Raw genomic sequence first — 25,035 nt, forward strand, 5'->3', positions numbered from 1 at the left:
ACGATGAAGATGCAGATCACCAACGTGTCGCGCCGCGACTTCCTCAAGGCCGGCGCCGGCCTCACCCTGTCGGTCAGCCTGCCGGGCGCGCTACTCGCCGCCGCAGGCGGCCCGGGCATCGCCGGCAGCGCAACCGCGGCGGGCGACTTCACCCCCAACGCCTTCGTCCGCATCGGCGCCGACAGCACCGTCACCGTGCTCTCCAAGCACCTCGAGATGGGGCAGGGCGTGTATACCGGCCTCACCACGCTGGTCGCCGAGGAACTCGACGCCGACTGGGCGCAGGTCGTCGTCGAAGGCGCGCCGGCCGACGCCAAGCGCTACAACAACCTGTTCTGGGGCCCGACGCAGGGCACCGGCGGCAGCACCGCCATCGGCAACTCCTTCGAGCAGCTGCGCCAGGCCGGCGCCGCCGCGCGGGCGATGCTGGTGCAGGCCGCCGCCGAGCGTTGGAAGGTGCCGGCCACCGAGATCAGCGTGAAGAACGGCGTGGTCAGCCATGCGAAGAGCGGCCGCAAGGCCCGTTTCGGCGAACTCGCAGAAGCCGCCGCCGCGCTGCCGGTGCCGCAGCAGGTGACGCTGAAGGACCCGAAGAACTTCAGCCTGATCGGCCGCCATGTGCCGCGCAAGGACAGCGTCGCCAAGACCACCGGCACCGCGCAATTCACCCAGGACGTGAAGCTGCCCGGCATGCTGGTGGCGGTGGTCGCGCACCCGTCGCGCTTCGGCGGCAAGGTGCGCAGCGTGGATGACAAGGCCGCGCGGGCGGTGGCGGGCGTGGCCGACGTGGTCACCATCCCCAACGGCGTCGCGGTACTGGCCGGCGACTACTGGACGGCGAAGAAGGCCCGCGATGCGCTGCAGGTCGAGTGGGACGAATCCTCCGCCTACCACGGCAGTTCCGACGCCATCCTCGCGGACTACCGCAAGCTCGCCGGCACGCCCGGGCTGGTCGCGCGCAAGGACGGCGACGGCGCGGCCGCGCTGGACAAGGCCGCCAAGGTGATCGAGGCCGAGTACGCCTTCCCCTTCCTCGCCCACGCGGCGATGGAGCCGATCAACTGCGTGATGCGCCTCGGCACCGACAGCTGCGAGGTGTGGAACGGCGAACAGTTCCAGACCGTGGACCAGGCCAACCTCGCCGCCTTCTTCGGCCTCAAGCCCGAGCAGGTGACGCTGCACATGCTGTACGCCGGCGGCAGCTTCGGCCGCCGCGCCAACCCGATGTCCGACTACCTGCTGGAGACCGCCCAGATCGTCAAGGCGATCGGCGGCCGCGCCCCGGTCAAGCTGGTGTGGTCGCGCGAGGACGACATGCGCGCCGGCTACTACCGCCCCGCCTTCCTGCACCGGCTGCGCGCCACCCTGGGCGCCGACGGCAAGCCGCAGGCCTGGGAGCAGCGCATCGTCGGCCAGTCCATCATCAAGGGCTCGCCCTTCGAAGGCGTCATGATCAAGGACGGCATCGACGCGACCTCGGTCGAAGGCGCCGCCAACCTGCCCTACGCCATCCCCAACCTGCAGATCGAGCTGCACACCACCAACGACGCGGTGAAGGTGCCGGTGCAGTGGTGGCGCTCGGTCGGCTCCACCCACACCGGCCATGCCACCGAAGTCTTCCTCGACGAGCTGGCGAGCGCCGCCGGCGCCGATCCGGTCGCCTACCGCATGGCGCTGCTCGGCAGCCATCCGCGCCACGCCGGCGTGCTCAAGCTGGCCGCCGACAAGGCCGGCTGGGGCAAGCCGCTGGCCGCGGCCAAGGACAAGGGCGCCAAGCGCGGCCGCGGCGTCGCGGTGCATGAGTCCTTCCACACCTTCGTCGCCCAGGTGGTGGAAGTCACCGTCGCCGCCGACGGCAGCTTCAAGGTGGATCGGGTGGTGTGCGCGGTCGATTGCGGGGTCGCGGTCAATCCGGACGTGATCCGCGCGCAGATGGAAGGCGGCATCGGCTTCGCGCTCGCTGCGGCGCTGACCGGCGCGGTCACGCTGAAGGACGGCGTGGTCGAGCAGTCCAACTTCCACGACTACCCGGTGCTGCGCATCGGCGAAATGCCGAAGGTGGAAGTGCACATCGTGCCGTCGGCGGAAAAGCCCACCGGCGTCGGCGAACCGGGCGTGCCGCCGCTCGCCCCCGCGCTCGCCAACGCGCTCCACGCCGCCACCGGCAAGCGCATCCGCAGCCTGCCGATCGCCGAGCAACTCAAGGCCTGAGCGCGACACGAGGAGGTCCGCCATGGATAGCCTGGACCACGACGTCCTCACCCGCGCCCGCGACTGGCTCGCCGCCGGTCGCCGGGTGCTGCTCGCCACCGTGGTGCGCACCTGGGGTTCCTCGCCGCGCCCGCCCGGCGCGCTGCTGGCGCTGCGCGACGACGGCCGCGCGGTCGGCTCGGTGTCGGGCGGCTGCATCGAGGACGACCTCATCGACCGCCTGCACCGCGACGGCCTGCCCGCCGTGCCGCAACTGGTGAGCTACGGCGTCGGCGCCGAAGAGGCGCGCCGCTTCGGCCTGCCCTGCGGCGGCACCATGGAGCTGGTGCTCGAACCCCTCGCCGATCCGGCACCGCTCGATGCCCTGCTCGCCCGGCTGGCCGCCGGCGAACTGGTCGAACGCCGGCTCGACATGGCCAGCGGCACGGCCAGCCTCGCCGCGGCCCACCCGGAACAGGGCCTGGCCTACGACGGCCGCACGCTGACCAGCGTGTTCGGCCCGCGCTACCGGCTGCTGCTGATCGGCGCCGGCCAGCTCTCGGAAAGCCTCGCCCGCATCGCCCTCGCGCTGGATTTCGCCATCACCGTGTGCGATCCGCGCGAGGAATACCACGAGGAATGGCGGGTGCCCGGCACTACGTTGACCCGCGACATGCCGGACGACGTGGTCATCGCGATGCGGCCGGACGCGCGCACCGCGGTGATCGCGCTCACCCACGACCCCAAGCTCGACGACCTTGCGCTGATGGAGGCGCTGCGCTCGCCGGCCTTCTACGTCGCCGCGCTCGGCTCGCGCCGCAACAACGCCGCCCGCCGCGAGCGGCTGCGCGAGTTCGACGTCAGCGAAGCGCAGGTCGCCGCGCTGCGCGGCCCCGCCGGGCTCTACATTGGCAGCCGCACGCCAGCCGAGATCGCCGTCTCCATCGCCGCCGAGCTAGTCGCGGTCAAGAACGGCGTGACCCCGGAACGGGTGCTGCCGGTGGCCGAAGCCAAGGCCGCGCTCGAACTCGCCGCCGACACCCTGTCGAGCTGCGCCGCCCGTTGATGCAGGGCATCCTGCTCGCCGCCGGCTACGGCCGCCGCTTCGACCCCGACGGCGTGCAGGACAAGCTGCTGGCGCCGCTCGCCGACGGCCGCCCGGTGATCTGGCACGCCGCGCGCGCGCTGTGCGCCGCGCTGCCGGGCAGCCTCGCGGTGCTGCGGCCCGGCCAGACGGCACGCGCGAACTGGCTGCGGGACGCCGGTTGCGAAGTGCTGGAAAGCATAGCAGCGGAAGCCGGCATGGGCGCTGCACTGGCCTCGGCGGTCGCCGCCAGCGCGGACGCCGACGGCTGGGTGGTGGCGCTTGCCGACATGCCGTGGCTGCCGGTGGACGCGGTCGCCGCAGTGGCAGCCGCGATCGACCATCCGCAGCGCGTTGCGGCGGCGATGCACGACGGCCGCCGCGGTCATCCGGTCGGGTTTGGCGCGGCTTGGGGGGTCAAGCTGATGACGCTCGCCGGCGACAGCGGCGCACGCGAGTTGCTGCGCGATGCGGAGATACTGTTGATCGACAGCGCCGATCCCGGTGTGCTGCGGGATGTGGATACGCCGGCGGATCTGGGTCGCTGAGACTGCTGGAATCCCGGCGCCGTCCGCTCCTCCTGCTTCAAGAGGAGGTTGGGATGGGGATGGGGTTAAGCTCGGCGCAGTATGTACCCCATCCCCACCCCAGCCCGGGAGCCTCCGCTTCGCTCCGTCGTTCAGCAGGCGGCAAGCAATGCTTGCCAAAACCCCTGCTTCACCCCCTTGAAAGGGAGGGAGAAAACCAACGCCCCGCCACCCTCACTCCCATGACCCCACCCCACACCTTCCCCGTCCCGCTCGCCAAGTGCTACCGCCTGCTCAACCACGGCCCCACGGTGCTGGTCGCCAGCGCCCACGCCGGCCGCCGCAACGTCATGGCCGCCGCCTGGAACATGCCGCTGGATTTCGACCCACCCAAGGTCGCCGTGGTGATCGACAAGGCCACCTACAGCCGCGGCCTGATCGAGGCCTCCGGCGAATTCGTGCTGGCGGTGCCCACCCGTGCCGCCGCCGCGCAGGCGCTGGCGGCTGGATCGCACAGCGGCCGCGACGAGGACAAGTTCGCCGCGCTCGGCATCGAGGCCTGGACAGCAGACAAGCTAGGGGCGCCGCTCCCGGGCGGCTGCATCGCCTGGCTGGAATGCCGCGTCATCCCGGAACCACACATCCAGCAGGCTTACGATCTCTTTCTCGGCGAAGTGGTGGCGGCCCGCGCAGACGCGCGCCTGTTCCGCGACGGCCACTGGCACTTCGACGAAGCCGCCACGCGCAGCATCCACTACATCGCCGGCGGCAACTTCTTCGCCACCGGCGAGGCCTTCGAAGTCGGCCCCACGCGCTAGGACGACAGCGCGGCGACGATCCTGCGCGCTGCGCGCTGCGCGATCGGGATGGCGACAAAGGCAGCCGCCACCGCGATCGGCCAGGCGACTGCGAAGGCATGCATCCAGCGCGACAGGTAGTCCGGCGGAAAACCGAGGTTGAGCCAGGTGACCACTGCGGTCATCAGGAAAGCCATGATGCCGGCCATGATCACCGGCTGCACGTATTGGGGCTTGATCTGCATGGGCGTCTCGGTGCGTGTCGGCGATGGTGCAAAGCAGCATTTTCCTCCTCCGACGCCACGTCCGACAAGGTCGCGACAGCACGTTCTATATCAACCAAACGGCGTCGTGATACGTTGACGGGGCTCCGCGCGGACAATCGCGCTCATCAATAAAAACCCCGATGCTAGAAATCTTCACCGACCCCCAGCTGATCGTTGCCTTCTTCACCCTCACCGCGCTGGAACTGGTGCTGGGCATCGACAACATCATCTTCATCTCCATCCTGGTGGACAAACTGGCGCCGGAGCGCCGCAACTTCGCCCGCCGCCTCGGCCTCTTCCTGGCGATGTTCATGCGCATCGGCCTGCTCGCCATGCTCGCCTGGCTGGCCGGGCTCACTGCGCCGCTGTTTACCGTGTTCGACGCCGGCTTCTCGGGCCGCGACATCATCCTGATCGCCGGCGGCCTGTTCCTGGTGTGGAAGAGCACCGGCGAGATCCACCAGTTGCTCGAAGGCGAGGAGGGCGAGGCCTCCAGCGCGGTCAAGGCCACCTTCACCGCGGTCATCCTGCAGATCATCGTCATCGACCTGGTGTTCTCGCTCGACTCCATCATCACCGCCATCGGCATGGTCAACCACCTGCCGGTGATGGTTGCCGCGGTGGTGGCTTCGGTCGCGCTGATGATGGTGGCCTCTGCCCCGATCGGCGAATTCGTCTCGCGCCATCCCACGGTGAAGATGCTGGCGCTGTCCTTCCTGATGGTGGTCGGCGTGGTGCTGATTGCCGACGGCTTCGGCCATCACGTGCCCAAGGGCTACATCTACTTCGCGATGGCCTTCTCGGTGGTGGTGGAAATGCTCAACATCCGACTGCGCAAGCAGGCCGAGAAGCCGGTGGACCTGCACGAGGCCTACGTCGTCGAGAAGCAGCCGGCCAGCGCCGCCGACAAGGCCTGAACGCCGCGCCCCGGCACCCGCCGCGCGGGTCCGCCGGGGCCGGCAGCACCGATCACACACGGCGCCTACTGCACCGGCGCCGCGTTGCCGCCCTCCAGCAAGACCTCGACCCAGGCATCCAGCGCCGGATGCGGTTCCGCCAGGCGGCGCCGGATCAGCACCGTCGGCGACACCGCCAGGTGCGCCGGCAGCGGATGGCTCGCCACCTGTCGGCCACGCGGATGCCCGGCCAGCAGGCTGGCCGGCAACACCCCCATGCCCAGGCCCGCCGCGACACAGCCGAGTATGGCCTCCACCGAGGCATAGCTCTGCTGGCCGCGCACCTTCCAGCCGCTCTCCTGCACCCAGTTGTACAGGCGCGCACGGTAGTGGCAGCCCTCCGGGAACACGATCAGGCTCACTTCTTCGCCCGGCCCGGGCACCGCCGCGCCCGGCGGCAGCACCAGCCGCAATTCCTCGCGCCACACTTCGCTGGCGATCAGCCGCGGATGCTCCAGCGGCCCGGCCACCAGGGCCGCATCCAGTTCGTGGCCGAGCACCCGTTCGATCAGCGCCGAGCTGGTACCGGTCTCCAGCTCCACGCCCACCCGAGGCGCGTGGCGATGGAAACGCGCCAGCACGTCGGGCAGGCGCATCGCCGCGGTGGTTTCCATCGAACCGAGCCGCAGCCGCCCCTGCAGGGTGTCCAGATGCACGCTCTGCCATGCCGCCGCACACAGGCTGTCGAGCTGGCGCGCGTGCGGCAGCAGGCGCTCGCCGGCAGCGGTCAGCTTGAACTGCGGGCCGTTGCGCTCCAGCAGCACGCTGCCGAGCTGCTCCTCCAGCTGGCGCAGACGCGCCGACACGTTGGACGGCACGCAGTTGAGGTGGCGCGACGCCGCGCTCAGGCTGCCGTGCTCGACCACGGCGTGAAAGTAGCGGAGCAATTGCGGATTGAAGCGGCTGGCGGACAGCATGGCCGGACCTTTCTCTTTTGGTGATGATTAATAATACTACTTTTCACTAACAGTATCCCCGGCGGCTCCGTTACAGTCATCCCATCATCCGCATGGGTACCGAACCGGAACGGAAGCGATGGCCCAAGGCTCGCCCGCTCCCCCGCCAGGAGATCAGACATGACCCCACAGTCCAACGCCCCGCCCGGCCGCCTCTGGCTGCCACTGCTGGCCGCCGCGCTCGCGCTGGTGGTGGTGCACGGCATCGGCCGCTTCGCCTACACCCCGCTGCTGCCCATGCTGGTGGCCGACGGCTTCATGGGCCTGGACGCCGGCGCCGCCTTCGCCACCTGGAACTACGTCGGCTACCTGCTCGGGGCCATGCTGGCCATCCGCCTGCACGAGCCGGCGCAGATCCGCCGCATCCTGCCGGCGGCGCTGCTCATCAACGCCGCGTGCACGGTGGCGCAGGGCTTCACCGATCATCCGACGTTGTTCCTCCTGCTGCGGCTCATCAGCGGCATCAGCAACGGCGTGGTCTTCGTCCAGGCACCGGCGCTGGTGCTGGAATGGCTGGCGCGCCACGGCCTGGCCGCGCTGTCCGGGCTGATGTATTTCGGCGTCGGCAGCGGGCTGCTGCTGTCCAACGCGCTCGCCAACCTGCCGGCCGCATGGTTGCACGGAGCCGAACGCTGGTGGCCGATGGCGCTGGCGGCGGTGCCGCTGGCCTGGTGGAGTGCCCGCCAGCTCGCCCACCTCGACCGCCCGCAGGCCGGCGCGCCGGCTCTGCCTGCCGCCAGCCGGGCCACGCCGCTGCTCGACCGCGCCAGCCTGCCGGTCTTCATGGCCTATGCCGGCGCCGGCCTCGGCTACATCCTGCCGACCACCTTCCTGCCGGTGGTGGCGCACGAGCAGCTGCCCGCCGGCCATTGGCTGCAGAGCGGCGCCTGGCTGATCCTGGCGCTGAGCACGCTCGCCGCCGCCTGGCTGTGGAACCGCCTCGGCAGCCGCATGGGCGACCGCAACGCGCTGATACTCAACTACGTGGTGCAGGGCATAGGCGTGGCCGGCCCGCTGCTGTGGCCGGGCGTGCCGGGCGTACTCGCCTGCGCGCTGCTGGTGGGCAGCACCTTCCTCGGCAGCGTGCTGCTCACCCAACGCCTGGCGCGTGCGCTGCATCCGCACCAGGGGCCGCGCATCTCGGCGGCGCTGATCACGCTGTACGGCCTCGCCCAACTTACCGGACCGTGGATGGCGCGGATGTGGCTGGAGCGCGGCGGCAGCATGAGCGACACTTACTGGCTGGGCGCGGGGGCGCTGGTGTGGGCGACGCTGTGGACCTTGCGGACGCAGCAGGCGCCGGCGCATGCGGGGATGGGATTGAAGGCGGTTCGGGCCGACTGAGGGCGCTTCTTGTTCCTCCACGCTCAAGGGGGCGGAGCAGGTGTTTCAGGAAGCACTGCTTGCCGCCTGCGGAGCGGCGAGGCCGAGACTACTGTTAGGAGGGGGATGGGGGTGGGCGCGCGCTGAACCAAGCCCCATCCCCACCCCAACCCAGGAGTCTTCGCTTCGCTCCGCCGCTCCGGCGGCGCAGAGCAGTGCTCTGCGAAACCCCGCCTACGCCCCCTTGCAGGGGAGGGAGAAAACGGGCCAGCCTACCGATGCACTCCCGCCGCCACCCCGTCGCGCTCGGCCATCTCCAGCATCACCCTGTAATCCACGATCCCGGCGATGCTGCCGTCCGGTGCCAGCCCGGCGATCGGTCCGTCGAACACGCAGAACAGCACGCAGCCGTCCTTGGTTCGCGGCTGGTGGATGTCGCCCGCCGGCTCGAACATGTAGTCGCCCGGACCGCCGATGTCGGCGTCTTCGTAGCAGATGTCGCCTTCCATCACCATCACCTCGATCGCGCCGAGGTGGTGGTGGATCGGCGCTTCCACGCCGGCTAGCACCTTGAGCATGCAGGTGAAGCCGCCGCTGCGGCTATTCACGCTCAGCAGCTTGTACTGCACGCCCTCCATCACCCACGGCCGCCACGGGATCGGGTCCAGCTTCTGGAACCTGGGATAGGGCAGGGTGATCCTGTCGCGCGCGGCGCTTCCGTGGGTTTTCTGGCTCTCGGCGGTGCACAGCATGACGCTCATCGTGGTCTCCTTCGTTACCTGCTTGTCGTGGAATGGCGGCGCCCCGCCGCTCGGGACGGATGGGCCGGCGACCGATATTAGGCGGCGTCCCTGCCCCCGGTGCCGCCACCTGCCAAATCGCCGCGACGATTCCAAAATCGCGATAAATCGATACTGAAACCCTCCGATTTGCGAAAAATCGGCACTTTTCGGGATATCGCGACGATTCCGGCTCCTTTGTGTTTGTGCATTGCACTCGCGGCTAGATTTCGCCGCACCGGCCGATCCGCCGGACCACAAAAACACAGGAGACAACCCATGACGGCCGCCGTCCTCAGCCATTCCCCCTCCAGCCAGGCCACCCTCAGCGCCCGCCACGGCAAGGATTTCGTCAATCTCGCCGAAGTGCCGTGGACGCCCTGGGTGATGGAAGGCACCCACTTCAAGCTGCTCGCCATCAATGAACTCAGCGGCGGCTTCTCGATGCTGCTCAAGGTCGATCCCGGCGTGCAGGCGCCGGTGCATGGCCACCTCGGTTCGGCCGAGGCCTACCTGGTCGAAGGCGGCTTCTACTACGAGGAAGACGACCCCGGCTACGCCGGCTACTACACCTACGAACGCGGCGGCTCCATCCACCAGCCGGTGTCGCCGCAGGGCTGCGTGATGTTTGCGGTGACCCACGGCCCGCTCGCCGGCTGCAATCCGGACGGCTCGGTGTCCGCGGTGGTCGATTGCCGGCTGATGCTGCAACTCGCCGAAGCCAACGCCGCCGCCGGCCACGTCGTGCAGCTCGTCTCCGGCCGCTGAGCCGCCTCCCTCCCCGCTCTTCCCTCCCAGGAGGAACCCATGAACGGAACATTCCGGAGACCCGGCCTGCGCCCGGCCGTGCTCGCGGCGGCCATCGCCGCGTGCGGCAGCGCCCACGCCGGCGACTTCAGGCTCGGCGACGAACTCACCGGCACCTGGACGCTCAACGCCAGCCTCGGCACCAACGTCCGCACCCAGGACCGCGACGCCAAACTCACCTCGTTCGGCAACGCCAACCACAACGGCGGCAAGCCCGGCACCGGCGGCGGCAGCACCGACGACGGCGATCTCAACTTCGACCGCGGCGACGTCACCTCCACCACGCTCAAGCTCGTGGGCGACGTCGAGCTGCGCTACCGCAACTACGGCGCCCTGCTGCGCGCCAAGGCCTGGCACGACTTCACGCTGGCCAACAAGAAGGTGGACCACGGCCATTTCGACAACGGCTATGTGCCCAACGAACGCCTGAACGACGGCCACTACGACAGCGCCGCCAAGTTCACCGGCGCCGAACTGCTCGACGCCTTCGTCTTCGCCGACTGGGAGCTGGGCGGCGACAGCCGGCTCAACATGCGGCTGGGCAACCAGGTGGTGAACTGGGGCGAGAGCATCTTCATCCAGGGCGTGAACGTGGTGAACCCGATCGACGTGCCCGCCGCGCGCCGCGCCGGCGCTCAGGTGCGCGAGATCCTGCTGCCGGTGCCGCTGCTCTACGGCAACCTCGGCCTGCCCGGCGGCGTCAGCCTGGAAGCCTTCTACCAGCTGAAGTGGAAGAAAACGGTGATCGACGGCTGCGGCACCTTCTTTTCGCCGGCCGACGTCATCAACTGCGGCGGCTCGCAGTTCGGCCCCGACGTGTTTTCCGACCGCGAGCAGTACGAGGGCGTGGCCGCGCTCGGCGGACTCAACCTGCGCTCGCTGCGGCTCAACGACGACAAGCCCTCGGACGCCGGCCAGTACGGCCTCGCGCTGCACTGGCTGGAGCCCAACAGCGAGACCGACATCGGCCTCTACTACATCAACTACCACACCCGCACGCCCTTCCTCAGCCTGTCCAGCCGGCCGTCGGAACCCAGCTCGCTGTACGGCACGGTGGCGCCGCTGTCCTACCTGCTCGACTACTCCGCCGAGGACATCAAGACCTTCGGGCTGAGCCTGTCGAACACGCTGGGCGGGGTGTCGGTGATGGCGGAACTGTCCTACACCCGCGACCTGCCGGTGCAGATCAACGGCGGCGACCTGGTGCAGTTCGGCGTCTCCGGCGGCACCCAGGGCCCGCTGGTCGGCAAGCGCATCTACGACCCGGCCGGCGCCACCATCCGCGGCTACGACCGCATGGACAAGATCCAGCTGCAGCTCGGCGCGATCAACGTCTTCAGCCAGGTGCTCGGCGCGCAGTCGCTGCTGGCGGTGGGCGAGGTCGGCATGAGCTGGCTGCCCGACCTGCCCAACGCCAAGACCGACGTGCGCTACGGCCGTGCCTTCACCTTCGGCACGGCCTGGCACCCGGCCTACACCAACCCGGCGCTGTCCACCCGCGCCGGCTGCAACGCCGCCAACACCGCCGGCATGGTCACCCAGGCCAACTGCGCGCAGGACGGCTTCGTCACCCCGTTCTCGTGGGGCTACCGGCTGTTCGGCGAACTGGAATACCCCAATGCCGTCGCCGGCTGGACCGCCAAGCCGCGCCTCTACTGGGCGCACGACGTCAAGGGCAACGCGGCCGATGGCGCCTTCATGGAGAGCCGCCGCACGCTCGGCACCGGCGTCGGCCTTTCGCGCCTGGTGGACGGCCAGCGCTGGACGGTGGATCTCGCCTACACCCGCTTCATCGACGCCGCGCGCTGGGACACCAACCGCGACAAGGACTTCCTCGCCGCCAGCGTCAGCGTGGCGTTCTAAGGAGAACAGACATGACCCGACTTCACCCCGCCCTGCGCCTGGCCAGCCTGCTGCTGCCGCTCGCGGCCGGCGCCGCCCACGCGGCGATGAGCGCCGAGGAAATCGCCCGCCTCGGCAAGGACCTCACCCCGCTCGGCGCCGAACGCGCCGGCAACGCCGCCGGCACCATTCCGGCGTGGACCGGCGGCCTCACCAAGCCGCCCGCCGGCTTCGACATCGCCCAGGGCCACGCCAACCCCTATGCCGACGAAAAGCCGCTCTACACCATCACGGCGCAGAACTGGGAGCAGCACAAGGACAAGCTCTCCGACGGCCATATCGCGATGTTGAAGCGCTACCCGGAGACCTACCGCCTCAACGTCTATCCCACCCACCGCAGCGCCGCGCTGCCGCAGGCGGAATACGACCGCATCCGCGAACAGGCCGGCCGCATCCTGCTGACCGATTCCGGCACCGGGCTGGAAGGCTGGGAGCGCAGCGCCACGCCCTTCCCCATCCCCAAGAACGGGCTGGAGGCGATCTGGAACCACCAGGTGCGCTCGCGCGCCGGCGGCATCGAGCGCCGCCACCTCATCGGCGCGGTCAATCCCAACGGCAGCTTCAACGCCTACGGCGTGGATGAGAGCTGGATCTTCGCGCAGAACATGGACCGCCAGGAGGACAACCGCTTCTGGTACTTCATGGCGCGCATGTACTCCCCGGCCGACGTCACCGGCGAGGTGGTGATGGTGCACGAGCCGCTCGACTTCGCCCGCGACGGCCGCCTCGCCTGGGTGTACAACGCCGGCCTGCGCCGGGTGCGGCGCGCGCCGCAGATCATCTACGACTCGCCGGGCAGCTTCTCCGAAGGCACCCGCACCGAGGACGACTACGACATGTTCAACGGCCCCACCGACCGCTACGACTGGAAGCTGGTGGGCAAGCGCGAAATGCTGATCCCCTACAACAGCTACGCCATCCACTCGAAAAAGCTCAAGGCCAAGGACGTGGTCAAGCCCCACCACCTCGACCCGGCGCTGACCCGCTACGAGCTGCACCGGGTGTGGGTGGTGGAAGCCACGCTGAAGGACGGCGCGCGCCACATCTACGGCAAACGGGTGTTCTACCTCGACGAGGACAGCTGGACCATCGCCGTCAAGGAACAGTACGACGGCCGCGGCCAGCTCTGGCGCGTGGGCGAGGCGCAGCTGATGCAGTACTACGACCTGCCGCTGCCCTACTACGCCTTCGAGAACATGTACGACCTGCAGGACGGCCGCTACTACGTCGCCGGCCTCAGCAACGAGGAAGGGCCGTGGCGCTTCGGCGCCAAGGCGCGGCGCGCGGATTTCGACCCCGACGCCCTGCGCCGCAGCGGCACCAAGTAAGCAGCGGCCACGACCGCGCACAGCGGGCGGCGCCGGATCACACCGCCGCCGCCCCGCCCACAGGGACACCCATGATGACACGCCTTCCCCTCGCCACGCTGGCCGCGGCGGCGGCGGTGCTGGTCGCCGCCGCCGCCGGTGCCGGCCTCGCGCCGCGGCCCGCCGCCGCGCCGCCCATCGACCTGCTCGAAACCGCCGCGCCGCAAAGCCCGCGCGCCGCCGGCCAATTGATGAACAGCCTGGTCACCGCCGGGGACCGCCTGGTCGCGGCCGGTGCGCGCGGCACCATCGTCTATTCCGACGACGGCGGCCGCAGCTGGACCCAGGCCGCGGTGCCGGTAGCGGTGATGCTCACCGCGCTGCACTTCCCCACCCCGCAGCTCGGCTGGGCGGTGGGCCACGACGGCGTGATCCTGCACAGCCGCGACGGCGGCGCCAGCTGGGCCCGCCAGTTCGACGGCAACCAGGCCAACGCGCAGATGCTGGCGTGGGCGCAGAAGCGGGTGGAAGCCGCGCGCGCCGCGCTGGAGGCCGCACCCGCGCCACAACGCGAAGCCGCCGAAGATGCGCTCGCCGCCGCCGAAGACGGCCTAGCCGGCATCGAGCAGACCGCCGGCTTCGGCCCCTCGCGCCCCTTCATGAGCGTGTGGTTCCGCGACGCGCGCGAAGGCTACGCCGTGGGCGCCTTCGGCATGGCCTTCGCCACCACCGACGGCGGCGCGCACTGGGCCTTGTTCGCCGACCGCCTGCCCAACCCGGAAGACCTGCACCTCTACGCCGTCGCCTCACCCGCGCCCAAGGTGCTGCTGATCGCCGGCGAACGCGGCCTGGTGCTGCGCTCGACGGATGCCGGCGGGCACTGGCAGGCCCAGGCGGATCTCGCCGACGGCGGGCTCTACGGCCTCGTCACCCTGCCCGACGCCAGCGCCACGCTGGCCTACGGCTTCGACGGCGCGGTGCTGCGCAGCACCGACCTCGGCGCCAGCTGGCAGGCGCTGGACAGCGGCACCCGCAGCGCGCTCTACGGCGCCGCGCTGGCCGGCAGCGAACTGCAACTGGTCGGCAACAACGGCGCCCGCCTGCGCCTGGCCGGCGAGCGCTTCGAGACCCTGCCCGCCGGCGACGGCCGCCCGCTCACCGCCGCGGCGCGCGGCAAGGACGGCTGGGTGCTGGCCGGCTGGGGCGGCCTCGCCCGGGCCGAAGCCGCCAACCCCGGAGATGGCCGCCATGAGTGAAGCCACCGTCACCGCTACCCGCGCCCCGCACGGTGGCCTGCTCAAACGCCTCGAACGCCGGCTGGAAGGCGCGCTGTTCCGCCACCGCACCGCCACCGTCGCCCTCTTCGCACTGCTCACCGTCTGGCTCGGCTGGGTGGCGCTCGGCCTGCGGCCGGACGCCAGCTTCGAGAAGATGATCCCCACCCACCACCCGGCCATCGCCAACTACCTCGCCCACGAGGACAACCTGCGCGGCCTCTCCAACGTGGTGCGGGTGGTGGTCGAGAACCGCAAGGGCGACATCTTCGACCCCGAATTCCAGGCGGTGCTGCGCAAGGTCAACGACGAGGTGTTCTACATCCCCGGCGTGGATCGCGCCGGCATGCGCTCGCTATGGACGCCCAACGTGATGTGGGGCGAAGTCACCGCCGAAGGCTTCGAGGCCGGCCCGGTCATCCCCGACGGCTACGACGGCTCGGCGCGCGCCATCGAACAGCTGCGCGCCAACGTCTTCCGCTCCGGCGAGGTCGGCACCCTGGTCGCCAACGACCTGCGTTCGGCGCTGGTGCTGGTGCCGCTGATGGAGCGCAATCCGGAAACCGGCGAACGCCTGGACTACGGCCGTTTCGCCACCGATCTGGAAGAACGCATCCGCGCCCGCTACGAGAACGACGCAGTGGGCATCCGCATCGTCGGCTTCGCCAAGGTCATCGGCGAACTGATAGCCGGCGCGGTGCCCATCCTCGGCTACTTCCTGCTCACGCTGGTGCTCACCGCCGCACTGCTGTTCTGGTATTCGCGCTGCCTGCGCAGCACCCTCACCACGCTGGTGTGCTGCCTGATCGCGGTGGTGTGGCAGCTCGGCATCGTGCGGCTGCTCGGCTACGGGCTGGACCCGTACTCCATCCTGGTGCCCTTCCTCACCTTCGCCATCGGCATCAGCCACGCGGTGCAGAACATCAACGCCACCGCCAACGCCGCGCTTGACGGCGCCGACAAGGTGGAAGCCGCCAAGCGTTCCTTCCGCAGCCTTTTCGTCGCCGGCACGGTGGCGCTGCTGTGCGACGCGGTCGGCTTCGCCACCCTGCTCATCATCCGCATCGGCGTCATCCAGGAACTGGCCATCTCGGCCAGCATCGGCGTGGCGGTCATCATCTTCAGCAAGATGTTCCTGCTGCCGGTGCTGATGTCGTGGACCGGCGTGTCACCCGCCGCGGTCGCCCACGCCCGCCGCCGCCGCGATCACCTGCCCTGGCTGTGGCAGCAGGTGGCGCGCTGCGCCCAGCCGCGCCCGGCGGTGGTGGTGACGCTGGCCGGCGCGGCGCTGCTGGCGCTCGGCTACTGGGGCGCGCGCGACCTTCAGATCGGCGACCTCGACCCCGGCGCGCCCGAATTGCGCACCGACTCGCGCTACAACCGCGACGCCGCCTTCCTGGTGGAGCACTACGCCACCAGCACCGACGTGTTCGTCATCATGGCCGAAACCCCGCCGCAGGGCTGCCGCGACTACCAGGTGCTGGCCGGCATGGACCTGCTCGCCGCCGAACTGGAGCGCGTGCCCGGCGTGCAGCGCACGGTGTCGATGTCCGACTTCGCCTACCGCGTGCTCGCCGGCAACAACGAGGGCAACCCCAAGTGGTACGCCATCAGCCGCAACAAGTACGCGCTCGGCGGCGCCTTCCAGAAGACGCCCAAGGAATACATCGGCAACGGCTGCGCGATGACGCCCTTCGTGGTGTACCTGAACGACCACAAGGCCGCCACGCTGTCGGCGGTGATGGCCACCGTGCGCGCCTTCGCCGCCCGCCACGACTCCGACAAGGTGCGCTTCACCCTGGTCGGCGGCAACGCCGGCATCGAGGCCGCCACCAACGAGGTCATCCGCGACGCCGAGCGCACCATGCTGATGCTGGTCTATGCCATCGTCGCGCTGCTGCTGCTGATCGAATTCCGCTCGCTGCGCGTGACGGTCTGCATCGTGGTGCCGCTCTACATCACCTCGGTGCTGTGCGAGGCGATCATGGCGTGGATGGGTCTGGGGGTGAAGGTGGCCACCCTGCCTGTGATCGCGCTCGGCGTCGGCATCGGCGTGGACTACGGCATCTACATCTACAACCGCCTGCAGTCCTGCCTCGACCGCGGCCTGCCGCTGGCCGAAGCCTATTTGCTCACCGTCTCCACCACCGGCCGCGCCGTCGCCTTCACCGGCCTCACCCTCGCGGTGGGCGTGCTCACCTGGATCGGCTCGGACATCAAGTTCCAGGCCGACATGGGCCTGCTGCTCACCTTCATGTTCCTGTGGAACATGGTCGGCGCACTGGTCCTGCTGCCCGCGCTCGCCCGCCTGCTGCTGCCCGCCGCCGGGCCGGCAGCGGCAACCGCTACCCCCCGACACCCCGAACCCCATCTTCGCCTTGCCGACGCGCAAAGGAGCTGAACACCATGACCAACACGATCGAAACCCGTCTGATGGACCTCACCGGCCGCGTCGCCTTCGTCACCGGCGGCGCCTCCGGCATCGGCCGCGCCACCGCCCACGCGCTCGCCGCGCAAGGCGCCCGCGTCATCGTCGCCGACATCAACGAAACCGGCGGCTGGGAAACCGCCGACGCCATCGGCGGCGCCGCCGGCTTCGTACACCTGGACGTCACCGAAGAAACCGCCTGGTGCCGCGCGCTCGACTACGTCATCTCCACCGAAGGCCGCCTCGACATCCTCGCCAACGTCGCCGGCATCGGCCTCGGCGGCGACTTCGAGGACCTGGCGCTGGCCGACTGGAACCGCCTCATGGCGGTCAACGCCACCGGCCCCTTCCTCGGCTGCAAGCACGCCATCCGCGCCATGGCCGGCAGCGGCCGCCCCGGCGCCATCATCAACGTCGGCTCCATCGCCGCCACCCACGCCGCGCCGGATCTGGCCGGCTACTGCGCCAGCAAGGGCGCGCTGCGCATGCTCAGCAAATCGGTAGCGCTGTACTGCGCCCACAAGTGCTACCCGATCCGCTGCAACGCGGTGCATCCGACCTACGTGGATAGCGAAATGCTGGACCCGATCGCCGCGCTGTATGGCAGCCGGGAAGCGATGGTGCAGGCGATGGCGCGGCTGGTGCCGGTGGGGCGGCTGGCGAAGCCGGCGGATGTCGCGGCGGCGGTGGTGTATCTGGCGTCGGACGCGGCGGGGATGGTGACCGGGACGGAACTGTTCGTGGATGGCGGACAGACGGCGGGGATTGCGCCGTCGCATTTCGGGTAAGGGGGACCTGAAATGCCCCGTGCAGCGTCTCGTGGGTGAGGCCACGGTTGCCGAGAAGGTGGATCAGCGTCGTTAAGACGCGGCGCAAGGAGTCCGCCTGTCGGCGCCTTTGACACCTGGCCTGGAGGAAGCGTCGACTCGCGCCACGATAACGCAGCAAATCAAATGCATGTCGAATATGGAATTGGACTTGCTTCACCCATCAACGTATGCCAATTACGTTGTGGAGAATGACAGATGACGACAGGCGGAGTTATCTCGAAGATGCGCATCGCAATACGGGTCGTGCTGGCGGGTCTCTTGCTGCTTTCGGCCGCGTTCCTCAATCCGGCCAGCGCCATGACGCTGCAGATCGATCCGGCACAAAGCCAGGTTCACTACAGCGCGAAACTTTCCATTTGTTTCCCCGACGCGTCTGGCGAGATCGTATGCCCACCGCCGGCGAACGAAATCTACGGGATCAGCGGCCAGATTGAACTTGAGGTGATCCCGCAGTTCCTGAATCCCGGTGATGTCGATCCATATCGCTACTTGCTGGGTCTCACGCCTGTCGGTATCGCGTCGGACGCATTTGCGAGTGGGCTGCAACTCAGCACGGTGCTGGGGTTGCTGAACGATGACGACACCTTCGCTACCTTGGGAGACATAAGCTGCCCCGTGCCTCCCGGCGCCATCGGCGGCTGCGTCATATTGGCGACCGGCGAGAAAATCGGAGCAAGCGGAATCTGGGACGGGCAGAGGCTGAGATGGAACGGATACCAGACATCCTTCTCCGCCGATTACGAGTACACGATCACCGCCGTCCTCACCTCGGTGCCAGAACCTGGCACCTTGCTGCTGACGCTGACGGCACTGATTGGATTGCTCAGTCGCAGGAGGCTGCAGCCTGGCCGCCATGTCCAGTTCGAATCCTGCTAGATCACCTGGAAGCAGCGGGACAGGGTGTTCGCTTATGACGCTTTCCTCGGCATCCTTGATGAAGGCAGCGACGTTCTGCCGACAGCGCGCTAAGCCCTCACCCCCGATACCCCTTCGGACTCACCCCCGTCATCCGCCTGAACGTCGCCGAAAAGTGGCTCAGGTTCTTGAAGCCGCAGCGCCGCGCGATCTCCGCCACCGGCAGGTTCTGGTCCTCCCTTAGCAGCATCCGCGCCCGCTCCAGCCGCTGCGACAGCACGTAGTGGTAGGGCGTCTGGCCGACGGTGTCGCGGAAGGCGCGCAGGAAGTGGTCCTTGGAGATGCAGGCGAGGTCGGCCAGGTCCTGCAGGCAGATGTCTTCGTGCAGGCGTTCGTGGATCAGCGCGGTGATCTTCTTCAGCACGCTCTGGCGCAGCTGGCTGCCGCTGCCGCCGCGTACCAGCGCGCGTTCGGTGTCGGGGCGGCGTTCCCTGGCGTAGCGGGTGACGAGGTGGCGCACCAGCAGGCTCTGGATCTGGTCGAGCACCAGGGTTTCCAGCCGGGTGCCGGCGCCGGCGGAGGGCGGCGCCTCGCTGGCCAGCATGCGGAAGAAGCCGTCCAGCCAGGTGTCGTTCACCGCGAAGAAGTCGTCGATTTCCGGACAGGCGTCGCGCTCCAGCGTGTCGCGGGCGAAAGCGTCCATGACGTCCTGCGACAGGTAGAGGTGGATGACCTGGGTGTTGCCGCCCAGCCGCCAGTCGGATTCCGAATCGCGCGGCATGAAGGTGACCGAGCCGACGCGCGAGCGGAAGCCGGTGACCACGCCCTGCTGCAGGCGTTCGACGTCGGTGTTGCCCGACAGGTGATAGACCAGCACATGCTCGGCGTTGCGGCGCAGCTGGGATTCGCCGGCGGGGTGGTTCCAGCGCGCACCGAAGATGTCGCCGTTGTGGCCTTCCATCACGTAATCCGGCGCAGAGGCGGTGGCGCGCGCGATGAGCTGCGGGGTCGATGAGAAAACTCCCGTCATTGTCTCCTCCGTATGGGTAGCGCTTTTGTTATGCAAGCCATTGTAGGCGCGCCGTTTTCCAATTACAGCGGGGGACTTTGCAGATATCGCTAAAGTTATCCGCCGCCGCCGCCCGCGCCGCGCCGCCCGGCTACAGTGCGCAACACCACAAGGCCCCGCGACGGGCCGCACAAGGACAGGAGACACAGATGCAGGGCATGCTCGAACAGAAGGTGGTGATCGTCACCGGCGCCGGCTCCGGCATCGGCCGCGCGGCGGCCGAGCTGATGGCGCGCGAAGGCGCGATCGTGATCGCCAGCGATCTCAAGCTGGATACGGTGGAAGACACCGCGCACCGCATCACGATGGCCGGCGGCCGCGCGGTGGCGGTGCGTACCGATGTGGCGAAGCTGGACGAGCTGGACGCGCTGCACGACCTCGCCATCGCCGAATTCGGCCGGCTGGACGGCGCCTTCAACAACGCCGGCATTCCGGGGCCGGGCGTGGCGCTCGCCGATCACGAGGAAGCCGCCTTCGACGCGCTGATCGCGATCAACCTGAAGGCGGTGTGGTACGGCATGAAGCGCCAGATCGAGCTGATGCTGCCGCGCGGCGGCGGCGCCATCGTCAATACCGCCTCGGTCGGCGGCATCGTCGGCAAGCCGGGGCTGTCGGTCTATTGCGCCACCAAGCATGCGGTGATCGGCCTCACCAAGACGGCCGCGCTGGAATACGGCAGCCGCGGCCTGCGGGTGAATGCGGTGTGTCCGGGGGTGATCCGCACGCCGATGGTGGACCAGGTGATCGCCGGCCAGCCGGGCGCGGAAGAGGAATGGAACAAGCTGCAGCCCATCGGCCGCATGGGCACGCCGGAGGAACTGGCCGAAACGGTGGTGTGGCTGATGTCGCCGCGGGCCTCGCTGGTGCACGGGCATGCGCTGGTGGCCGACGGCGGGCTGACGGTGGCGTGAGCGTAACGGGCGGACGACCCGCCCGCCGAGATGATCAGGGGTATGGTGCCCCTCCTCTTCGCCCGGTTTGCCGGGCGTCTTTTTGTCGGCCCGCCGGCCCCGCTCAAACCTGCAGCGCGACCTCACCCTCGCCCAGCGCCGCCAGTTCGACGATGCTGCTTTCCACCGCGTCGTGCCGGCCCTGCAGCGCCTCGACCAGGTCCGCGGTGGTCGAATGCCGCGTCAGCATCAGACACGTCGTCTGCCCGGCCAGCACGAAGCTGGCGTGCCAGCAGCCCGGTTGCATGCACACGCCCTGCCCGTCGCCGACGCGGAAGGCGCGCAGGCGGGCGAGGTCGGGGGTGCGCGGATCATCGTCGCGGCCGGGGCAGACCACATGCACGATCTCGCCGCCGAGCGGCACGATGGCCTGCTCGGTCAGCCAATGGGCTTCGAGCACGCGCAGGCGCAGGCTGTCGTTGCGGTAGTTCACCCACAGCACTTCGACCTGGCCGCCGGTGCCGGCGTCGAAGTCGTGTACATGCCAGAAATCGCTGCCGGGGTGGCTGAAGCCGGTGACGGTGGGGTCGTAACCGCCGCCCAGCACCCGGCCGAAAGGCGCGAAGGCTTCGGCGGTCAGCGCTTCCACCGTCAGCGCGCGGGCCGGCTCCGCCACCTCGTCGGCGGCGGCCGGCCACGGCGCAAACCGGGGATTCATCGCCCCGCCGCCAGCGCCGCCTCGATCGCCTGACCCAGCGCCAGGATGTGGCGGTCGCGCCCACCGGCTGCGGCCAGCATCAGGCCCACCGGGGCTTCCCCCGGTGCGTGGCAGGGCAGCGACAGCGCGCAGCCGTCGAGGAAGTTGATCAGCGTCGGGTTGCGTAGCATCAGGCCGTTGGCGCGGAAATAGGCTTCCTCGTCCCGTACCAGGGTGTCGATGCGCGGCGCCACCTGCGGCACCGTGGGCATCAGCAGCGCGTCGAAGCCGGCGATGCGCGCCTCCACCGCGGCGATCCAGCGGCGGCGCGCCGCCATCAGGTCGAGCAGGTCGGCCGCGCTCATCCTGGCGCCGACGGCGATGCGGCTGCCGACGCGCGGGTCGTACTCGGCAGCGCGCGTTTCCAGGTAGCCGCGGTGCCAGGCCCAGGCTTCCGCCGCGGTGAAGGTGCCGCGGGCGTGCAGTTGCGCCAGCTGCGAGAACTCGGGCACCGCGATGCGACGGATGCGCGCACCGGCCGCTTCCAGCCGCGCGACCGCGGCGTCGAAGCTGTGGGCGACGGTGTCGTCCAGGTCGTTGAGCACGACGTCGGTGGGGATGGCGAACACGCGGTCGGCGAGTTCCGCCGGCGCCGGCAGGTCGACTGGCTCGCCGGCTAGAACGGCATCGACAATGGCGCAGCAGCGCACCGAGGCGGCGAGCGGGCCGATGGAGTCGAGCGCCGTCGACAGCGGCAGCACGCCTTCCATGCTCACCCGGCGTGCGGTCGGCTTGAAACCGGTGAGGCCGCACAGCGCCGAGGGAATGCGCACCGAGCCGCCGGTGTCCGAGCCGATGGCGGCGACCGCCATGCCGTCGGTCACCGACACCGCCGCGCCGGACGAAGAACCGCCGGGAATGCGGCCGGTGGTGCGGTCCCAGGCGTTGCAGGGGGTGCCGTAATGCGGATTGAGCCCGAGGCCGGAATAGGCGAACTCGGTCATGTTGGTGCGGCCGACGATGACCGCGCCGGCGGCGATCAGGCGATCCACCACCAGCGCGTTGCGCGCGGCCGGCGGCGCGTCTTTCAGCAGCACCGAGCCGGCGGTGGTGGGCTCGCCGGCGATGTCGAACAGATCCTTCACCGACAGCGGCAGGCCGTCGAGCGGCGAGCGCACGATGCCGGCCGCGCGCAGCGTGTCGGAGGCCTCGGCGGCGGCGAGCGCGCGCTCGGCGTGGATGCGGGTGAACACCCGCGCGCCCTCGCCGGCAGGGTCTTCGGCGCGGGCGAGCGCGGCACGGGTGAGTTCGACGGAAGTGGTGCGACCGGCCGCGAGCTCGGCGGCCAGGGCTTCGATGGTGGGCAGCATGGTGCGCGTTCCTCGCGGTGACTGATTGGCGGGGGAAGGATCAGGCCACTTCGGGCAGCACGTCCAGCGTGTAGCGGTGACGGATGCTGCGCTGGCGCACCGGATCGTACAGCTCCATTTCGAACACCGTGGCCGGGCGGATGCCACCTATCACCGCCACTGTGCCGCAGGTCATGCCGGTGCCGTCGGGCAGGGTGGCGCCGCTGTAGCCGGCGATGAGGTCGGTGGCGGTGCGCAGGCTGGCGAGCGTGCCGTCCTGGTAGGCCACTTCGGCACCGTTCTCGACGATGCGCGAACGCACCTGCAGCGCGTCCCAGTGGTCGGCGACTTCCGCCAGCGGCCAGGCGGTGCGCGCCACCGGCTTGACGCACACCTGCTTGGACAGCGCCACGCTGTAGGCCTCGAGCTTGCGGTCGGTGTGGTCGGAGGCGATAGAGAGATAGAGCACGCCGTCCACCGCGAACACGAAGGCTTCGATCTCGCCGGAAGAGCTGTCGCCGACCACCTGCACGACTTCGTCCTGGGTGATCTGGTTGGCGGCGACGCGGTAGTACAGCGGCACCGCGCTCGGGCGCGGCACGCCGATGGCGGCGAGTTCCTCGATGTGGTGTTCGATGGCGTCGCGGTCGCGGCCGGCCCAGCCGGCGACGACGAGCTGGCCAAGCTCGGCCTTGAGGGTTTGGGTGCCTTGGGCGGTTTCGAGGGTGAATTCGAGTTTCATGGTGCATATTCCAGAAAAGGGAGAAGGCCGGGCGCGGCGGCCGCGCCCGGCGGGTTCGATCAGCCGAACACCGACGGCAGCCACAGGGCGAGGCCGGGGAAGGCGGCGAGCAATGCGATCATCAGGAACAGCGCGGCGACGAAGGGCAGGCTGCCGTTGATCACCGCCTGCATCGAGCCGGACTTGCGCAGGCTCTGCACGACGAAGAGGTTGAGGCCCACCGGCGGGGTGATGAGCGCGGTTTCCACCAGGACGATGATGACGATGCCGAGCCAGATCGGATCGAAGCCGAGCGCGGTCATGATGGGCGCGACGATGGGGATGGTCGTGATCATCATCGACAGCGTCTCCATGAAGCAGCCGAGGATGACGTAGAAGATCACGATGGCGAGCAGCATCCAGCCCGGCGACAGGCCCAGCCCGGTGATGCTGCTGGTGATCGCGTCGGTCAGGCCGATGGCCGACATGATGAAGTTGAGGAAGGCCGCGGCGATGACGATGATCATGATCATCGCGGTCGCGCGCATCGAGCTTTCCACCACCTCGCGCAGCATCGCGATCTTGAGTCGGCCGAAGACGGCCGCCAGCACCAGCGCGCCGACCACGCCCAGCGCCGCCGCCTCGGTGGGCGTGGCGATGCCGGCGTAGATCGAGCCCACCACCAGCAGGAAGATGCCCAGCGGCGGCAGCAGGTGCACCAGGCTGGCGAAGCGCTCGCCCCAGCTCGCCGTCACCCGCTGGCCGCCCCATTGCGGCTTGGCGATGCAGGCCACCACGATCACTGCCATGAACAGCGCCGCCATCAGGAAGCCGGGGATGATGCCGGCGAGGTAGAGCTTGGGCACCGAGGAGTTGGTCAGCACGCCGTAGATGACGAGGTTGATCGAAGGCGGGATCAGGATGCCGAGCGTGCCGCCGGCGGCGATCGAACCGAGGAATAGCGGCTCGTTGTAGCCGAAGCGCTTGATCTGCGGCAGCGCCACGGTGCCTACGGTGGCGGCGGTCGCCACGCTGGAACCGGAGGTGGCCGAAAACAGCGTCGAGGCGCCGATGTTGGCGTGCATCAGCCCGCCCGGCAGCCACGACAGCCACAGGCTCATCGCGCCGTACATGCGTTCGGCGAAACCGGCGCGCAGCAGGACCTCGCCCAGCATGATGAAGAGCGGGATTGCCACCAGCAGGAACTCGTTGCTCGAACTCCACGCCAGCTCGCCCATCGCGCGGGTGAGCGGCAGCATGGAATAGAGCGGATCGAGAATGAGGCCGAGCACGCCGAGCGCGGCGGCCACCGGGATGCTGAGGCCGATCAGCACCAGCAGCAGGATGAGGGCGACGACGATCATGCGTTTTCTCCCTTGACCATGCGGATGCCGGCGGCGGCTTCTTCTTCCGCCTCTTCCTTGGCCGACTTCACGCCGCACACTTCCTTCAGCGCGGCGATGTCGCCGGTGACCAGCGCCACCGAGGCACGGATCAGCAGCAGCGCGAGCACCACCGAGAACCAGCCGAGGCCCACCACCCAAAGGGTCTGCGGCACCCACAGCGGGGTAGCGAGCGGGGTGTTGGCGGCGGCGTTCTCGGTCCACGAGGTCATCGCCACGTCGTAGGCGTAGTAGGTGAGGTACACCGAGAACACGCCGAGCGCGACCAGCGCGATCCAGTCGAGCAGGGCACTGATGCGCACCGGGAAATACTGGTAGATCACGTCAACGCGCACGTTGGCGCGGTCGAGCGCGGTAAAGGCGAGCGCCCAGCTGGTGCTGATGGCGAAGGCGTAGCTGGACAGCTCGTCGGCGCCGCCGACGGTGATGCCGAACAGGCGGCGGACGATGACGTCGTAGGAGATCAGAAGCACGCTGGCGATGGTCAGCGCGCCGCCGACCCATACCGCGACGCGCGACAGGGTGCCGGCCAGCGCCAGCAGGCGCGCGAGCAGGCCGAGGGGGGGTGAGGCAGTCATGGAATTCTCTCCGGGGGCGGGGGCCCCGCAGCGGGTCGGGAACAGAC

Annotated in this window: 23 protein-coding genes; 14 read left to right on the forward strand and 9 right to left on the reverse strand. The window is 69.3% G+C overall.

All coding sequences use genetic code 11. From position 1 onward, the window contains the following. Positions 1 to 3: 3 nt before the first annotated feature. The 4 genes from CJ010_RS00095 to CJ010_RS00110 all read left to right on the forward strand — a co-directional run bounded on the left by CJ010_RS00095 (position 4) and on the right by CJ010_RS00110 (position 4,619). A complete protein-coding gene (locus CJ010_RS00095; RefSeq protein WP_141016139.1) occupies positions 4 to 2,211 on the forward strand; it encodes a xanthine dehydrogenase family protein molybdopterin-binding subunit in 2,208 nt (735 codons plus the stop codon). Positions 2,212 to 2,233: 22 nt separating this feature from the next. After that, the gene (locus tag CJ010_RS00100; protein ID WP_141016140.1) at positions 2,234 to 3,256 is read left to right on the forward strand and encodes an XdhC family protein; all 1,023 of its coding nucleotides are present in this window, start codon (positions 2,234 to 2,236) and stop codon (positions 3,254 to 3,256) included. Next, on the forward strand, positions 3,256 to 3,822 hold the full coding sequence (locus tag CJ010_RS00105) for an NTP transferase domain-containing protein (RefSeq protein ID WP_168224876.1): 567 nt from the start codon (positions 3,256 to 3,258) through the stop codon (positions 3,820 to 3,822). Before CJ010_RS00100 ends, CJ010_RS00105 begins: the two co-directional genes overlap by 1 nt. A 221-nt stretch (positions 3,823 to 4,043) precedes the next feature. Then, complete coding sequence (locus CJ010_RS00110; RefSeq protein ID WP_141016142.1) at positions 4,044 to 4,619, forward strand: flavin reductase family protein; 576 nt, start codon at positions 4,044 to 4,046, stop codon at positions 4,617 to 4,619. Here CJ010_RS00110 and CJ010_RS00115 read toward each other — a convergent pair. Beyond that, positions 4,616 to 4,843 carry a DUF2798 domain-containing protein gene (locus CJ010_RS00115; RefSeq protein ID WP_141016143.1) on the reverse strand — a complete coding sequence of 76 codons (228 nt, stop codon included), beginning with the start codon at positions 4,841 to 4,843 and terminating at the stop codon, positions 4,616 to 4,618. The two genes, CJ010_RS00110 and CJ010_RS00115, sit on opposite strands and share 4 nt — an antisense overlap. Positions 4,844 to 5,004: 161 nt before the next feature. Between CJ010_RS00115 and CJ010_RS00120 the strand changes: the two genes are divergently transcribed. Beyond that, positions 5,005 to 5,781 carry a TerC family protein gene (locus CJ010_RS00120; protein WP_141016144.1) on the forward strand — a complete coding sequence of 259 codons (777 nt, stop codon included), beginning with the start codon at positions 5,005 to 5,007 and terminating at the stop codon, positions 5,779 to 5,781. A gap of 65 nt (positions 5,782 to 5,846) precedes the next feature. On the opposite strand, the gene CJ010_RS00125 is transcribed toward CJ010_RS00120, so the two are convergent. Then, entirely contained in the window at positions 5,847 to 6,737 is an 891-nt protein-coding gene (locus tag CJ010_RS00125; protein WP_141016145.1) for a LysR family transcriptional regulator, read from the reverse strand. A gap of 159 nt (positions 6,738 to 6,896) precedes the next feature. Here CJ010_RS00125 and CJ010_RS00130 point away from each other — a divergent pair, with 159 nt between their 5' ends. Then, positions 6,897 to 8,120 (forward strand): YbfB/YjiJ family MFS transporter, encoded by a 1,224-nt coding sequence (locus CJ010_RS00130; RefSeq protein WP_141016146.1) that lies wholly within the window; start codon positions 6,897 to 6,899, stop codon positions 8,118 to 8,120. A gap of 251 nt (positions 8,121 to 8,371) precedes the next feature. On the opposite strand, the gene CJ010_RS25070 is transcribed toward CJ010_RS00130, so the two are convergent. Further along, complete coding sequence (locus tag CJ010_RS25070; RefSeq protein WP_168224877.1) at positions 8,372 to 8,860, reverse strand: 2,4'-dihydroxyacetophenone dioxygenase family protein; 489 nt, start codon at positions 8,858 to 8,860, stop codon at positions 8,372 to 8,374. A 297-nt stretch (positions 8,861 to 9,157) separates the two neighbouring features. On the opposite strand from CJ010_RS25070, the gene CJ010_RS00140 reads away from it, so the two are divergent. The 7 genes from CJ010_RS00140 to CJ010_RS00170 all read left to right on the forward strand — a co-directional run bounded on the left by CJ010_RS00140 (position 9,158) and on the right by CJ010_RS00170 (position 18,302). After that, on the forward strand, positions 9,158 to 9,646 hold the full coding sequence (locus CJ010_RS00140; RefSeq protein ID WP_141016148.1) for a 2,4'-dihydroxyacetophenone dioxygenase family protein: 489 nt from the start codon (positions 9,158 to 9,160) through the stop codon (positions 9,644 to 9,646). Positions 9,647 to 9,685: 39 nt separating this feature from the next. Then, positions 9,686 to 11,548, forward strand: a complete 1,863-nt coding sequence (locus CJ010_RS00145; RefSeq protein WP_141016149.1) for a DUF1302 domain-containing protein — start codon at positions 9,686 to 9,688, stop codon at positions 11,546 to 11,548. An 11-nt stretch (positions 11,549 to 11,559) separates the two neighbouring features. Beyond that, positions 11,560 to 12,915: a DUF1329 domain-containing protein gene (locus CJ010_RS00150; protein WP_141016150.1), complete on the forward strand. Its 1,356-nt coding sequence runs from the start codon at positions 11,560 to 11,562 to the stop codon at positions 12,913 to 12,915. 74 nt (positions 12,916 to 12,989) lie between these two features. Continuing rightward, positions 12,990 to 14,150, forward strand: coding sequence for a YCF48-related protein (locus tag CJ010_RS00155; RefSeq protein ID WP_141016151.1), 1,161 nt, complete (start codon positions 12,990 to 12,992; stop codon positions 14,148 to 14,150). Beyond that, the gene (locus CJ010_RS00160; protein WP_141016152.1) at positions 14,143 to 16,569 is read left to right on the forward strand and encodes an RND family transporter; all 2,427 of its coding nucleotides are present in this window, start codon (positions 14,143 to 14,145) and stop codon (positions 16,567 to 16,569) included. Before CJ010_RS00155 ends, CJ010_RS00160 begins: the two co-directional genes overlap by 8 nt. A 5-nt stretch (positions 16,570 to 16,574) precedes the next feature. After that, positions 16,575 to 17,384: an SDR family NAD(P)-dependent oxidoreductase gene (locus tag CJ010_RS00165; protein ID WP_141016153.1), complete on the forward strand. Its 810-nt coding sequence runs from the start codon at positions 16,575 to 16,577 to the stop codon at positions 17,382 to 17,384. A 237-nt stretch (positions 17,385 to 17,621) separates the two neighbouring features. After that, on the forward strand, positions 17,622 to 18,302 hold the full coding sequence (locus CJ010_RS00170) for a PEP-CTERM sorting domain-containing protein (protein WP_141016154.1): 681 nt from the start codon (positions 17,622 to 17,624) through the stop codon (positions 18,300 to 18,302). Positions 18,303 to 18,399: 97 nt separating this feature from the next. On the opposite strand, the gene CJ010_RS00175 is transcribed toward CJ010_RS00170, so the two are convergent. Continuing rightward, positions 18,400 to 19,311 (reverse strand): helix-turn-helix domain-containing protein, encoded by a 912-nt coding sequence (locus CJ010_RS00175; protein ID WP_141016155.1) that lies wholly within the window; start codon positions 19,309 to 19,311, stop codon positions 18,400 to 18,402. Positions 19,312 to 19,499: 188 nt separating this feature from the next. Between CJ010_RS00175 and CJ010_RS00180 the strand changes: the two genes are divergently transcribed. After that, positions 19,500 to 20,261 (forward strand): glucose 1-dehydrogenase, encoded by a 762-nt coding sequence (locus tag CJ010_RS00180; RefSeq protein ID WP_141016156.1) that lies wholly within the window; start codon positions 19,500 to 19,502, stop codon positions 20,259 to 20,261. Positions 20,262 to 20,364: 103 nt separating this feature from the next. Here CJ010_RS00180 and CJ010_RS00185 read toward each other — a convergent pair whose 3' ends face one another. Genes CJ010_RS00185 through CJ010_RS00205 form a run of 5 tightly spaced genes read right to left on the reverse strand, consistent with a single transcriptional unit; the run spans position 20,365 to position 24,988 of the window. Then, a complete protein-coding gene (locus tag CJ010_RS00185) occupies positions 20,365 to 20,958 on the reverse strand; it encodes an ureidoglycolate lyase (protein WP_141016157.1) in 594 nt (197 codons plus the stop codon). Further along, positions 20,955 to 22,307 (reverse strand): amidase, encoded by a 1,353-nt coding sequence (locus CJ010_RS00190; RefSeq protein ID WP_141016158.1) that lies wholly within the window; start codon positions 22,305 to 22,307, stop codon positions 20,955 to 20,957. The genes CJ010_RS00185 and CJ010_RS00190 overlap by 4 nt, the downstream gene beginning before the upstream one ends. A 40-nt stretch (positions 22,308 to 22,347) precedes the next feature. Next, positions 22,348 to 23,028 carry a DUF2848 domain-containing protein gene (locus tag CJ010_RS00195; RefSeq protein WP_141016159.1) on the reverse strand — a complete coding sequence of 227 codons (681 nt, stop codon included), beginning with the start codon at positions 23,026 to 23,028 and terminating at the stop codon, positions 22,348 to 22,350. Positions 23,029 to 23,087: 59 nt separating this feature from the next. Continuing rightward, complete coding sequence (locus CJ010_RS00200; protein WP_141016160.1) at positions 23,088 to 24,371, reverse strand: TRAP transporter large permease; 1,284 nt, start codon at positions 24,369 to 24,371, stop codon at positions 23,088 to 23,090. Further along, on the reverse strand, positions 24,368 to 24,988 hold the full coding sequence (locus CJ010_RS00205; RefSeq protein WP_141016161.1) for a TRAP transporter small permease subunit: 621 nt from the start codon (positions 24,986 to 24,988) through the stop codon (positions 24,368 to 24,370). Before CJ010_RS00205 ends, CJ010_RS00200 begins: the two co-directional genes overlap by 4 nt. Positions 24,989 to 25,035: the final 47 nt, after the last annotated feature.

Source organism: Azoarcus sp. DD4 (assembly GCF_006496635.1).
Taxonomy (GTDB): domain Bacteria; phylum Pseudomonadota; class Gammaproteobacteria; order Burkholderiales; family Rhodocyclaceae; genus Azoarcus.